The sequence below is a fragment of the Radiobacillus kanasensis genome, from assembly GCF_021049245.1.
GTDB lineage: Bacteria > Bacillota > Bacilli > Bacillales > Amphibacillaceae > Radiobacillus > Radiobacillus kanasensis.
In genome coordinates, this window is the sequence record NZ_CP088020.1 from 3,723,320 (window position 1) to 3,736,640 (window position 13,321).

Genomic DNA, 13,321 nt, shown 5'->3' on the forward strand with positions numbered 1-13,321 from the left:
GCTTACTCGCTCTGTTTTTGTTTAACTTGCTTTTCTTTTATTGGTTGTAACTTGGATGGCCAGAATGCCCACTTACCTAAAATGGTAGTAATAGATGGGACAAGGAATGGACGGACAACGAATGTATCAATTAAGACTCCTAACGCCGTAATCGTCCCAAAATGAACAAGAATCTGAATCGGCAACGTCGTTAACACCATAAACGTCCCTGCCAAAATTAAACCCGCGGAAGTGATGACTCCACCCGTTTCTACGGTTCCTTGCTTAATAGCTTCTCGAAGTGGCATCTGACGGGCTTTTTTCCAGATACTTGAGATCATAAAAATGTTGTAGTCTTCCCCTAACGCCACGATAAACACGAACGCATAAAGCGGAATGAAGCCTTGTATGGCGTCTACCCCGAATCCATAATGTAAAATCACCCAGCCAAGCCCTAGCGCACTAAAATAGGATAATACTACGGTCCCGATTAGGTAGGCAGTCGCCGTTATTGATCTCAAGTAAACGAGCAATAGAAGTGCTATTAATCCAAGAATAATAGGAATAACAAGCTGCTCATCATCTTTCACGGTTAACCTTGTATCATATTGGGTCGCAGTTTGTCCGGCAATCCAAACATTTTCCGAGTCTAGATTAGTGGTAACAGCTTCCCGAATATCTGGAATTCGATCCATTGCTTCATTAGAATAAGGATTCATCGATAATTCCACTTCCATAAGATAGAGGGAAGAATCTTCTTCACTTTGTTGAGCTTGTTTTACATTGGCAATATACTCTTCATCTTGCAACGTTTCCCCGACATCTAATACCGTCTGTTCATCATCTGCTTCAAACACCACTTGAACCGGAGCTAATTCTCCTTCATTAAAATGCTTAGAAAGAAGAGTAAATCCTTGTCGGGATGGCATATCTTCTGGAAATGCGTCAAGCGTATTATACGTAAACTTCATTCCGGTTGAGAAGCTAGCTAATATTCCTAACAGAACAATACCAGCTATGGCAACAACCCATGGTTTATCTGTAACCAGGTTTCCAATCGCATTTCCAAAGCGTCCTTGGTTTCTCTCATTTTTCACCGTTTTCCCTTTTTTCTTTGCCCGTTCGGCTTTCATTCCCGGTGTTCGAGGAATGAATGGGTAGAAGGAAACTCTTCCTAAAATACTTAAAATAGCCGGAACTAAAGAGATACTAGCTACCATCATGATTAATATTGCTACACTAAACGGAATCGCAAATCGGTGAATTGACCCATAGTCCGCTACTAATAGCACGAGTAATGCGCCCACTACCGTTAATCCACTCATTGCAATAGCACCCCACGAAAACGTGAATGCCTTCCTTAAAGCAAGTATAGGATTCTTTTCTTCTCGAAGATTTCTTCGATACCTTGAGATTAAAAATAAACAGTAGTCGGTTCCTGCACCAAATAGTAATACGGTCATAATCGCAATAGCTTGCGAATCAAAATCAATCCAGTCGGCTTTTGCCATAGACCCTAACACAGGACTGATCATCAAGTACGCCATTCCCACGCAAAGAAGAGGGATTAATGCTAGGATTGGAGAACGATAGATGACTAATAGAAAAACTAAAACAATGATGACCGTACCAATTAATAAAGACAAATCGCCTTGGCTAAACAGTTCAGTTGCATCAACAGAAATTCCAGCCGGTCCGGTAACTCGAACTGCTAAACTATTTCCTTCCAAGGATGCTTCAAATGGATCAGAGCTGAAGCTAGAACTGGCTACTTCTTTCATAGAAGTAAGCTTTTCATTAATTTTCTTTGTTTCCATACCATCTGGAAATTGGACAGGTAAAACAAACGTTGTACCGTCTTCCGAAACCTGCTGTTTCAAGGCAGGAAGTGGAATCTGCTGAAAAGGTGGGATGGTGACATCATCATAACCCTCATCCTGTAATTCATTCACGTAGGACTGAATCGATGTTAAGTCTTCATCCTCCAATCCAGTAGACTTATACCACGTGAGTAGGGCGGGTATCCCAGAATTGGTTGAGAAGTTCTCCTCTACTATTTTCGCAGCTTGTTCGGAAGGAACATCATTTAAAAAAGCCTCTGCCTGCTCGTTCTTTTGGGAATCCGCTTGTGGGAATACGAAACTAAAAACCGCAATGATAGCTATCCATATAGCTACAGTAATCCATCGCCCCTTCTTACTTGTTACAAATGAACTGTATGATTCGAAACTCTTCTTCATCGTCTAAAACTCCCTTTCAGCTTATCAACCGATAAGTAATAAAGAAAAAACAAGCTCTATGTTTCTATAGAGCTTTCCCTATTCCATGTAAAAATAGATAAGAAATCAGCTTTGATTTCCTTTGTGCCTCCTGTTGCTTATCCGAATCATCTAAACGTTTTTCACCGTTTGGAAAAGAGGACTTGATTAGATCAAGTAATAAATACGCCATTTCTACTTCATTCGTTTGAACCGTTTGCAATGGCTGGATCTCATTATTCGCTTCCGCTTCTTTTAAGATAATTATGACCGGATTTAAATAGCTATTCAGCCACCATTCCCTTATTTGTTCCTGAGTATCCGCATCCATCTCATGCCTCACATCGTGAAACATTTGTGTTAAATCATCCTCATGATTCATGAGCATGTAGTAGGAAAGCTGCTCAACGCGACTTTGTATTGTATTCGTTCGGTTTACTATTCTTTTTACAGCAAGATCAGTCCGCTGCATCGTTGCCTTTATCACTTCTAAATAGATCTTCTGTTTATTTTTAAAGTGATGATACAACGCTGGCTGGGTTAGGCCGCATGCATCCGCAATTTGTCTTGTGGAGACGGCTCGATACCCGTATGTCATAAATAACCGATTGGCAATTTCTATGATGTTTTGTTTTGTGATATGCGTTGCTTTGTCTTTTTTAACGGGATTATGTTTATTTTCCATTAAAGTGATTTCCCTTCCACATCCAAACTTATCGTTTGATAAGTAAAATTATACGTATTTCTTTTTTATTTTTCCAGTAATTCATGTTATGGATCCTTTCACTCCATATAATCAAATCGTAAAAAAAACCATTGACAGATATCCTATTAGTTGTAATAATAACAAAGATAAGTGGATACGGTTACCTTTAAATCAGTCCAGAGAGGCTGGCAAGGTGTTGCAGAAGATTATTCTGCGTAGCATTGTGTGCTCAAGGGGAGTTTCCCTTGACCATAGAATGCCTAGCATCTTGCCATTAGGGCAAGGTGCTTTTTTTATTAGGGTAACGCCATTTATTCATTCTGATTTAATAAGGAGAGATAAAAAATGGCTCATAAAGAAATTCAAGTTCACGAAAGATTACCATTCCTTCAAAGTCTACCACTTAGTTTTCAACACCTTTTTGCCATGTTCGGTTCGACGGTATTAGTTCCGGTTCTTTTCGGTGTCGACCCTGCAACCATTTTATTGATGAACGGACTTGGAACGCTATTATACATTTTCATTACAAAAGGAAAAATCCCTGCTTACTTAGGCTCCAGTTTTGCTTTCATTTCCCCCGTCTTTGCGGTATTAGGGAAATACTCCGAGGGTGCAGGGTACAGCTACGTATTAGGTGGGTTCTTATTTGTCGGTATTATATTAGTACTTGTTTCTTTCATTATAAAAATTGCCGGCACATCATGGATTGATGTTATTTTCCCACCAGCAGCTATGGGAGCTATCGTTGCCGTAATCGGTCTAGAGCTAGTTCCTGTTGCAGCGGAAATGGCTGGATGGATCGCACCTGCAGATGCGGGAGTTGATTGGGCAATCGATCCGAAAACAGCATTAGTTGCATTTCTAACGCTAACGATCACCATTATTTGTTGGGTCACCCTTCGTGGATTCCTAAAGATTATTCCTATCTTAATTGGAATTATTGCAGGATATATCATTGCGTATGCGTTTGGACTAGTAGATCTCACTAACGTAAAAGAAGCTGCATGGATATCTTTGCCACAGTTTTACCAAATGAAATTTGACGTATCCGCTATCCTTACCATTCTTCCTGCAGCACTTGTCTTAATTCCAGAACATATTGGTCACTTGTTCGTAACGGGAAACATTGTGAAAAAGGATTTAACCAAGGACCCTGGACTAGATAGATCGATGGCAAGTAACGGGATTTCGACCATCATATCTAGTTTCGTCGGTGCAACACCTAACACAACTTATGGGGAAAATATTGGAGTTCTTGCAATCACACGAGTGTACTCTACTTGGATTATCGGATTAGCAGCAATCATTGCGGTCTTACTTTCCTTCTGCGGAAAACTAGCTGCTCTTATTTCTTCGATTCCAACACCAGTAATGGGCGGGATTTCCATCCTGTTATTTGGAATTATTGCCGCGAGTGGAATTCGAATGTTAGTGGAATCCAAAGTGGACTACAACAAGTCACAAAACTTAATTCTTACTTGTATCGTCCTCGTAATTGGAATAAGTGGTGCAGCTATTAATATCGGTGTCGTTGAATTAAAAGGCATGGGGCTTGCAACACTAGTAGCGATTGCGCTAAGCATTTTCTTTAAGATATTGGATCTACTTAAACTTTCAAATGAAGATTAATAGAGAAACTCCCTAAACAAACCGTTTAGGGAGTTTTTATTATTTGATATACTCTTGCTTCATAAGGTTTTAATGTATATGGAGATTCTTCCAAATGTTCATAGTTACCCATCAATAACTTAAGAGAACTCACTTGCCATTCTTCAGGTAATTCAAAGGCCGTACTGTCCGCAAACAAGTTACTAATCACAAGGAATTGATCCCCATTCCAAGTTCTCGTATAAGCATAGATATGGTCGTGGGTTTCTAGAATAAGATCATAACTTCCATAGACTAGCGCCTCATGTGCTTTTCTTAGCTTTATTAATGCTTTGTAATAATGGTAAATCGAGGATTCATCTTGTAACTCTCGTTCTACATTGATCTCTTTATAATTCGGATTTACTTTTAACCATGGAGTTCCTGTCGAAAATCCAGCATTCGGCTCCGTATTCCATTGCATCGGAGTTCTCGAATTATCTCTTCCGTTCTTCCAGATAATCTCCATAATCTCCTCATGGGCTTCGCCTTCTTCTCTTTTGATTTTATAAAGATTTTTGAAGGAAACATCGTTATAATCTTCAATGGAATCAAAACGAACATTCGTCATTCCTAGTTCTTGCCCTTGATAGATGAATGGAGTCCCTTGCATGAGGAAGTACATCGTTGCCAAGCTTTTGGCTGCCTTTTCTCTTAACTCCTTATCATTTCCCCATGTGGATACAGAACGCGGTTGGTCATGGTTTTCTAGGAAAAGAGCATTCCATCCTCTTCCGTTCAAGCCTTTTTGCCATTTCGTTAATGTTTGTTTCAGCGCATGAATGTCCAGTCCACCGGTTACACTTTTCCCCCATAAATCCAAGTGTTCGAATTGGAAGATCATATTAAACTTCCCATTTTCTTCGCCAACCCACTCATCTGCTTGTTCCACACTTACGCCATTCGCTTCACCAACGGTCATAATGTCGTACTTATCAAACGTCTCTTTCTTCAATTCTTTTAAGTACTCTTGAATTCCATCACGGTTCATGTGACCTTCCATGGACGGAACGAATTTTTTATTATCTGGATTTGGTAGATCTGGGAAGCCAGGAACTTTACGAATATGCGAAATCGCATCAACTCGGAAACCATCAATTCCTTTGTCCAACCACCAATTCACCATTTCATATAAATCTGCTCTAACGTTAGGATTCTCCCAATTTAAGTCTGGTTGTTTACGAGAAAAGACGTGCATATAGTACTCTTTTGTCTTTTCATCATATTCCCAGGCAGACCCACCAAAGATCGACTCCCAATTGTTCGGCTCTTTTCCATCTTTCCCAGGGTGCCAAATATAGTAGTCTCGATAAGGGTTTTCCTTCGATGAACGTGATTCAATGAACCATTGATGCTCATCAGACGTGTGATTAATAACTAGATCCATGATTAATTTCATATCACGCTTGTGAACCTCTTCAAGCAATTCATCAAAGTCAGCCATTGTACCGAACTCGGACATGATACCCTTATAATCACTAATATCGTACCCATTATCATCATTTGGTGAGCTATAAATAGGGGACATCCAAACCACATCAATCCCTAAGTCTTGTAAGTAATCGAGCTTGGAGATTACCCCTTGAATATCACCAATACCATCGCCATCCGAATCCATAAAGCTTCTCGGATAAACCTGGTAGGCGACTGCTTCTTTCCACCATACCTTGTTCATGTATATCCTCCTAGTTGCCACTTTTTATTTCTTTACCCCTTCTTTTGTGCATTCTCCACTAATTTGTAAAACACAGAGAACGAAAGAAAACTAATGAGGGAACCTGTAAAAAACGGAATTAAAAACGGGAGCCCATTTACACTGACGTACAAGATTACTCCACTTCCTATTGTAAGGAGGAGAAAAGCAAATGGCCGACCAAACGTTAGAATGAAAGCTTTTTTGCACAACGTCTTAAAATTGGCGTTGAAGTGTGCCTGTGCAGAGAAAAAGTAAATGGTCCAGACATATAACACAACTCCAAGTAGTAGCGTTGCAAAAAAGAACACCGTATTTTTCTCATGTAAGTAGTACACATCTGCCGCCCAAATCCCCCATAGGACCGTTATCGGAATACCAGCTTTCCACATCTTCCCGTATTCTTTTTTATAGAATTGTAAAAATGACTTCCATAAAGAGATAGAATCATCCTTCATCATCCACTCTCGGACTAAAGCAAACATGGCCGCTGTGGAAGGCACCAAGACAAATGGGGCTAATACGATTAACAACCCAATTAATATATAGGCATCTGCTAACTGATCAGCGAACACGAGGTTCATCACTAAAAACACAATGGGAAGATTAAACAATAACCATAATAGATTCGTCACGGAAAATCGCATAATCCATTCACTAACGCTATTTATACCTTGCAATAAACCACCCATGCCTGCTCCTCCTCGTATATTATGTTTAGGCCCTCTATTAAGAGCCTTCAATCTTTACAATTTCCCTGCTTTCTATGTCAAAAAGTCTTGGACACCCTGAGATATTTCTAGATAATGGTTTTAGGATCATTTGGGACAATTCTTTCTCCTCCTGTGGCTCGACCACACTTCAAGACTGTTTCCCAGTGTACGTGCGGAACTTCCTACTCGCAGGCTGTGCACCTTGGTATTCGAACCTAGATGTTAGTAGCTCTAGGGCGGCTTTCGAACCAAGGATAGTACTGATACACGAGGTTGCTGATCGGCGTTCACACTAGGGATATCTCAGGGCGTCCAAGAAACAAGTACCAATGATTCTCATTTGAAAGGAGGGTATCCCCCATGAAATTATTTGCTGGATTAGATGTTAGTTCTTTTGATATCAAGGTTTGTTTACTAAATGGTGAAGGAGACAAACTCAGAACCTTCACCGTATCCAATGATTTACCAGGTGCTACAGAATTACGAAATTCTATATTAGAGTGTGTAAAAGGCCAAAAGGTTGATACACTCAAAATCGGTCTTGAGTCTACGTCGGTTTATAGCTTTCATCCATCTATGTTTTTTCATAATGACGAGTCACTCAAGGCACTTGGTACACAAGTTTTTGTTATGAATCCCAAACAGATAAAGAACTTTAAGAAGAGTTATAGCGATATGGACAAAACCGATGAGATTGATGCGTTTGTTATCGCCGATTATCTTCGCTTTGGCCGGGCCAATATGTCTGTTGTTAAAGAGAGCCAATATATAGCGCTCCAACAACTTACACGCTCAAGATATCAACTCGTTCATCAAGTGACAAAAGAAAAGCAGCACTTTCTCCAACACTTGAGTTTCAAATGCAATACCTTTCAAGAGGAAGTGGACTCTTCCGTTTTTGGTAATGCGATGATGGAACTCTTTTTCGAGAAATTTAGCTTGGAAGAACTGTCACAAATGCCATTGGAAGATCTAGCTGCATTCCTTCAAGAGAAAGGGAAAAATCGTTTTGGAGATCCCGAATGTGTAGCGAGATCCATTCAAAAAGCTGTCCGTTCTTCCTATCGATTAGATAAGGTTGTTGAAGATTCTATTGATCTCATCCTTGGCACCACTATTGAAGTGATTCGCACACTTCAGAAACAAATAAAAGAGATTGATAAAGCCATAAAACGAATCATGGCTGGATTAACCGAAACACTTGAAACTATCCCTGGCATTGGACCTGTGTTTTCTGCTGGCATTATTGCTGAAATTGGCCAAATTGAACGCTTTGATGATGAGACAAAGATTGCTAAATACGCGGGCCTCTATTGGCGTAAAAATCAATCAGGACGCTTTACAGCTGAAGATACTTCGCTATCTCGTAATGGGAATCAGTATCTTAGATATTACCTTGTTGAAGCCGCCAACTCGGTAAGAAGACAAGTTCCTGAGTACCAAGAGTATTACGCGAAGAAATACAAAGAAGTACCAAAACACCAACATAAAAGGGCACTCGTCTTAACCGCAAGAAAATTAGTACGTTTGGTTGATGCGCTACTACGCAATCACCAAGTCTACACGTCGAAAAGGAGCGTGAATGAATGAAGCATAACTAGCTTCTAAATCCTTTTCGCAACTCCCAGTAATTTACATATTTTACTGGTCTAGTTTCGTGTTGCCTTTTTTAATAAATTTGGACCTTGATAATCAAATATTTAATTAATTTTGACTTGACATATTACCGCAGGTCTTTACAACTAAAAATACCTGCTTAAGTCTGCTTTAATGCAACAAAAGGGAAATCGTTTGCACTTATTCTTAAAAAAATTTGCATCGGTTTTCACTGAAGCCTAAACAGACTTCCCCCGTTTAGGCTTATATGCAATGCTGGAATCTCTTTGTTTGATTATCGTCGGGATGATAACACTCTTCTTAAATGTTGATGGGTCTTTTATTTCCTCGATTAAACAACGCGCTGACTCATAACCAAGCTGATAAATTTGTGTATCCACCGATGTTAATGGAGGCGTAGAAAGTTTAGAAATCATCGTGTTGTTAAAGCTAATCACACTAACATCCTCTGGAACAAGGATGTCCTTGTCTCTTAAAGCAAGCAATACGTTCAGTGCCGTTAAGTCATCGGTAACAACTAGACCAGTTGGCGGCGTCGGTGAGTCCATCAATTCACTAACAGTTTGCTGGATCGATACCGTCTCATCTGGATTTTTCACATAGCTTTCTGGGATATGAATTTGATGCTGACGAATCGCTTCTTTGAAACCATTCAAACGGGCATCTGATAGTTCAAATTCAGGATCCCCTCCGATATAGCCAATTTGCGTGTGGCCGAGCTGTATTAAATGTTCTGCTGCTTCCTTTGCTGCTTGAACGTTATCATTATCTACATACATGATTTCACTCGCATTGGAAACCGGTTTACCCACAACCACGAAAGGAATACCGCACTTTAACAGATATGGTACAACCTTATCGTATTTCTTCGAGTAGGAAACAATCATACCGTCCACTCTTTTTCCTTGAACCATCTTTACAACATCCTGGAAAATGGATTCCTCCGACTCTCCTGTTGTGATTGTTAGACTAAAATCCTGTTTATTGCATAACGCACTTATTCCCCTTAACACTTCTGGAAAAAACGGATTGTGTAAGGATTCACTTGTTGAGTTTTTCATTACAATCCCGATTGTTTGCGTAGATTGCTGCACAAGAACACGCGCATTTAAATTCAAATGGTACCCTAGATCATCCATGACTTTCCGTACTTTTCGTTTCGTTTTTTCACTGATTTTAGGGCTATCCGAAATAACACGCGAAACTGTTGAGGGTGCGACATCAGCCGCCTTTGCAACGTCTTTAATCGTTACTGCCATTCCTACACCTTCTTCCATCATCATGAAACCGAATTCACTATTCTATCATGATTGTAATGCAAATAGTCTAGAAGTTCTATAGTTACATGGAAAATGGTTTATCGACAACCTTTATTTTACTGCACCCTCGGAAACTCCTTCGATGATTTGCTTTTGCGCAAAGAAATACCCAATTATAACTGGGATAATCGCAATCGTTAACCCGGCAAGCGCTAAATGCCATTGCTTCGTGTATTGACCAAAGAAGAAAAACATTTGCAACGGAATGGTTGCATTATCTTCTCCTAGTACTAAAGACGGAAGTAAGTAATCATTCCAAATCCAAATAACATTCAAAATACCTACCGTTACGGAGATTGGCTTAAGCAATGGGAAAATGATATGCCAAAATGTTTGGAATTTGTTTGCTCCATCAATAATAGCCGCCTCGTCTAGTGAGGTGGATATTCCCGTCATAGCTCCATGGTATAAGAAAATCGATAAACTACAACCGAACCCTAAATACATAAAGATCAATCCAGCCTGATTTAACATTTCCACCTGACCAAATATAGAAACGAGCGGAATCATGACAGACTGAAACGGAATTAACATCGCGGAAACAAATAAAAGCAGTAATGCAGCACTAAGTTTACTTTTATTTCTTGCTAATGCGTAACCAGCCATTGCCGAGAAAATAATAATGATTCCCACACTAACAACGGTTATAATAACGGAATTTAGTAAGGAGTTTAAAAAGTTCAATTCTACAAAGGCTTCACTGAAGTTTTCAAAGGTTAACCCTTCTGGAAAACCTAATACATCCGTAAAAATCTCACGCTTCGTCTTAAACGCGTTTACAATCATTAAATAAAACGGGGACAGCCACAACAAGGCGAGCAAGATACCGATGATTCCAACTATAATGTTATTACGTTTGCTCTTCATTACATGTCGACCTCCCGTTTTTTATTGTAGTAAACTTGCGTTAGGGCAATGATAGAAACAATGACAAAAAAGACGACTGCCTTCGCCTGACCATACGCCATCTCATTCGCACTAAACGCTGTTTTAACGATTTCCATCGCAACCATTTGTGTCGATTCAAAAGGACCACCATTTGTTAATGATAGGTTTTGGTCGTATATCTTAAAAGATGATGATAATGTTAAGAACATACTAACCGTAAACGCCGGCGCAACAAGTGGGAATGTAATAGTACGGAAACGCTGAAAGCTATTAGCTCCATCAATTTTGGCTGCTTCAATTAATTCTTTTGGTATATTTTGCAGATAGGCAATGTAAATGATCATGATATAACCAGCCATTTGCCAACAAGTAAGAATTACAAGTCCCCAAAATCCAGTTGATGTTGTCGATAACCATCCTTGAAGACCCTCTATTTGAAGCGCTGCTCCAATATCCTCAAATACACTAACGAAAATAAATTGCCAGATAAACCCTAAAATTAAACCACCAATTAAGTTAGGCATAAAGAAAATGGTTCTTAAAAAATTGCTTGATTTAAGCTGACGTGTCACTAAAAGAGCCAAACCAAGACCAAGTACATTCAAAAGAATAACAGATACAACCGAGAACTTAATGGTAAACCATATAGAATTAAGAAATTCTTCATCCTCTAGTAATCTCTTATAATTATCTAATCCTAAAAACTTGTTCGCCGTAAGGCCATTCCAATCTGTAAAGGAATAAACCGTCCCGTATAGTAACGGTAAAATAACAACAAGACCTAATCCTAATAAAACTGGTGTCAAAAACAGCCAGAATGATAGATCTCGATTTCGCATAAAATCCCCTCCGATGTGTTTCACCTAACCCAAGATGTTACGCAGAGTCCATTTCGTTATAAGCACAGCTAACAAAGCACTTCTGCTTTGTTAGCTGCATCCTTACCTAAAATTATTGTTGTGCTCTAGCTTCTTCCCATTTCGCAATTGCATCTGCTTCTACTTCTTCCCAAGTCATTTCACCTGCAAGATACTTTTGCATGTTTGGTCCAATTACTCCAGTACCCCATGGGTTACTTGGGTAACCAGCGAAGATCCAGCCAATCGTTTTTCCATTAGATGCATAGTCGTAGACATCTTTAGATAATGGATCTGAAATCTTTTCTGTGTCATACCCTTCATACGCAGGGATGAACTTAAATTCATTTATTACGAAATCTTTACCTGTTTCAGAAGTGTACATCCAATCTAAGAAATCTTTCGATGCTTGCACAACTTCTTCATCAAAATTGTTGTTTACAGCCCAATAGTTAGGAACCCCTACAGGAATGCTTCCTTCAAAGCCTTCAACTGGGATTGGTAATACACCAATGTTTTGCGCGAACTCTGGATCCATTTGCTCAACAGATGGGAAAATCCAGTTTCCTTGTTGAATCAGCGCCACTTTTTGTAAAGAGAAATACTCTTCTACTTGTTGAGAGTAATCTAAACTCAACACAGGTTGTACAGAATACTCATTTTGTAAATCTAGGAATCTCTTCATTTCAGCGCCTTTTTCAAAAGTCACCGTATCCGCGTTAAAAGATTCCATAACATCGTGATTAAATTCAGGTGCCAGGAAAGCGTTAGCTAAGTGATCACCAAGTACCCACGCTTCTTTTGCTGGAAGGGCAAACACTGCTTCTAGACCTAAATCTTCTTTTTGGCTATCAATTGTTTTAACAGCCGCTTCTAAGTCTTCATAAGAAAGGATAGACGTTGGGTCAATTCCTGCTTCTTCAAACACTTTTTTATTGTAGATAAGTCCATACCCTTCTTGGTTAAATGGAAGCCCTAAGATTTTTTCGCCATCCGTTACCGTTGCAAGCGTTCCATCAAAAGCCGCTTGTGCTGCATCCGTGTCTGCAAGATCTGTTAAGTACTTCTTATAGTCAATAACATCTTGAGGACCTGTTACGTTGAAGATGTTTGGCTCATCACCAGAAGAAAACTTAGATTTAAGTACGGGCGCATAATCTGTACCACCACCCACTGTTTCTACTTCAATATTAACCCCAGGGTTTTCTTCTTCATATTTTTCTACAAGGCTTTCGAATTGATCTTTAAATTCTACTTTCCCTTGGAAAATATTTAGGGTAATTTCATCTTCAGCTGCAGAGCCTGACTCTCCTTCATCTCCAGAAGAACAACCAGCGATTAAGATACTAGATACAAATAATGCCGGAACTACTTTTGAGAAAAACTTCTTTTTCATCCTATTCCTCTCCTCTTCCATCTGTAAATGGTTTAGTGAATTCGTTTGCACTGTAAAAAGCAAAAAAAGAAGGTACAACACCCTAAAGATAAGCGCTTTCATGAGCGAAAAAAGAAAAAATAACGATCAAATCAACATTTACCTATTAATTTTGCACTATATTTCATGATTTGATTCTAGCACAGCCCCAAAAGAAGAGCAACCTATTTTTTTGAAATTGGTTCATTTTTTCAAAAATCGTTATCTAA

The 13,321-nt window shown here is 39.3% G+C and carries 10 protein-coding genes; 2 read left to right on the forward strand and 8 right to left on the reverse strand.

Features of this window, described 5'->3' with window-relative positions; all coding sequences use genetic code 11:
* Window positions 1–2 precede the first annotated feature (2 nt).
* Together KO561_RS18920 and KO561_RS18925 are read right to left on the reverse strand one after the other, a co-directional pair.
* The gene (locus KO561_RS18920) at window positions 3–2,219 is read right to left on the reverse strand and encodes an MMPL family transporter (RefSeq protein ID WP_231094865.1); all 2,217 of its coding nucleotides are present in this window, start codon (window positions 2,217–2,219) and stop codon (window positions 3–5) included.
* A 64-nt stretch (window positions 2,220–2,283) separates the two neighbouring features.
* Window positions 2,284–2,922: a TetR/AcrR family transcriptional regulator gene (locus tag KO561_RS18925; RefSeq protein ID WP_231094866.1), complete on the reverse strand. Its 639-nt coding sequence runs from the start codon at window positions 2,920–2,922 to the stop codon at window positions 2,284–2,286.
* 366 nt (window positions 2,923–3,288) lie between these two features.
* Between KO561_RS18925 and uraA the strand changes: the two genes are divergently transcribed.
* Window positions 3,289–4,572, forward strand: a complete 1,284-nt coding sequence (gene uraA / locus KO561_RS18930; RefSeq protein WP_231094867.1) for a uracil permease — start codon at window positions 3,289–3,291, stop codon at window positions 4,570–4,572.
* 25 nt (window positions 4,573–4,597) lie between these two features.
* Here the strand turns inward: uraA and KO561_RS18935 are convergent, their stop codons facing one another.
* Complete coding sequence (locus tag KO561_RS18935; RefSeq protein WP_231094868.1) at window positions 4,598–6,265, reverse strand: glycoside hydrolase family 13 protein; 1,668 nt, start codon at window positions 6,263–6,265, stop codon at window positions 4,598–4,600.
* Window positions 6,266–6,297: 32 nt separating this feature from the next.
* Window positions 6,298–6,975, reverse strand: a complete 678-nt coding sequence (locus tag KO561_RS18940; protein WP_231094869.1) for a YesL family protein — start codon at window positions 6,973–6,975, stop codon at window positions 6,298–6,300.
* A gap of 381 nt (window positions 6,976–7,356) precedes the next feature.
* Between KO561_RS18940 and KO561_RS18945 the strand changes: the two genes are divergently transcribed.
* Window positions 7,357–8,586 (forward strand): IS110 family RNA-guided transposase, encoded by a 1,230-nt coding sequence (locus KO561_RS18945; RefSeq protein ID WP_231094244.1) that lies wholly within the window; start codon window positions 7,357–7,359, stop codon window positions 8,584–8,586.
* A 245-nt stretch (window positions 8,587–8,831) separates the two neighbouring features.
* Here KO561_RS18945 and KO561_RS18950 read toward each other — a convergent pair whose 3' ends face one another.
* From KO561_RS18950 to KO561_RS18965, 4 genes are all read right to left on the reverse strand, one after another.
* On the reverse strand, window positions 8,832–9,872 hold the full coding sequence (locus KO561_RS18950; RefSeq protein ID WP_231094870.1) for a LacI family DNA-binding transcriptional regulator: 1,041 nt from the start codon (window positions 9,870–9,872) through the stop codon (window positions 8,832–8,834).
* A gap of 111 nt (window positions 9,873–9,983) precedes the next feature.
* On the reverse strand, window positions 9,984–10,799 hold the full coding sequence (locus KO561_RS18955) for a carbohydrate ABC transporter permease (RefSeq protein ID WP_231094871.1): 816 nt from the start codon (window positions 10,797–10,799) through the stop codon (window positions 9,984–9,986).
* Window positions 10,799–11,659, reverse strand: coding sequence for a carbohydrate ABC transporter permease (locus tag KO561_RS18960; protein WP_231094872.1), 861 nt, complete (start codon window positions 11,657–11,659; stop codon window positions 10,799–10,801). Before KO561_RS18960 ends, KO561_RS18955 begins: the two co-directional genes overlap by 1 nt.
* Before the next feature lie 112 nt (window positions 11,660–11,771).
* Window positions 11,772–13,073 (reverse strand): ABC transporter substrate-binding protein, encoded by a 1,302-nt coding sequence (locus KO561_RS18965; protein ID WP_231094873.1) that lies wholly within the window; start codon window positions 13,071–13,073, stop codon window positions 11,772–11,774.
* Window positions 13,074–13,321 lie beyond the last annotated feature (248 nt).

Coding starts and splice junctions, on each gene's coding strand:
- KO561_RS18920 (WP_231094865.1), bottom strand. CDS start 2,219: ATGAAGAAGAGTTTCGAATCATACAGTTCATTTGTAACAAGTAAGAAG.
- KO561_RS18925 (WP_231094866.1), bottom strand. CDS start 2,922: ATGGAAAATAAACATAATCCCGTTAAAAAAGACAAAGCAACGCATATC.
- uraA (WP_231094867.1), top strand. CDS start 3,289: ATGGCTCATAAAGAAATTCAAGTTCACGAAAGATTACCATTCCTTCAA.
- KO561_RS18935 (WP_231094868.1), bottom strand. CDS start 6,265: ATGAACAAGGTATGGTGGAAAGAAGCAGTCGCCTACCAGGTTTATCCG.
- KO561_RS18940 (WP_231094869.1), bottom strand. CDS start 6,975: ATGGGTGGTTTATTGCAAGGTATAAATAGCGTTAGTGAATGGATTATG.
- KO561_RS18945 (WP_231094244.1), top strand. CDS start 7,357: ATGAAATTATTTGCTGGATTAGATGTTAGTTCTTTTGATATCAAGGTT.
- KO561_RS18950 (WP_231094870.1), bottom strand. CDS start 9,872: ATGGCAGTAACGATTAAAGACGTTGCAAAGGCGGCTGATGTCGCACCC.
- KO561_RS18955 (WP_231094871.1), bottom strand. CDS start 10,799: ATGAAGAGCAAACGTAATAACATTATAGTTGGAATCATCGGTATCTTG.
- KO561_RS18960 (WP_231094872.1), bottom strand. CDS start 11,659: ATGCGAAATCGAGATCTATCATTCTGGCTGTTTTTGACACCAGTTTTA.
- KO561_RS18965 (WP_231094873.1), bottom strand. CDS start 13,073: ATGAAAAAGAAGTTTTTCTCAAAAGTAGTTCCGGCATTATTTGTATCT.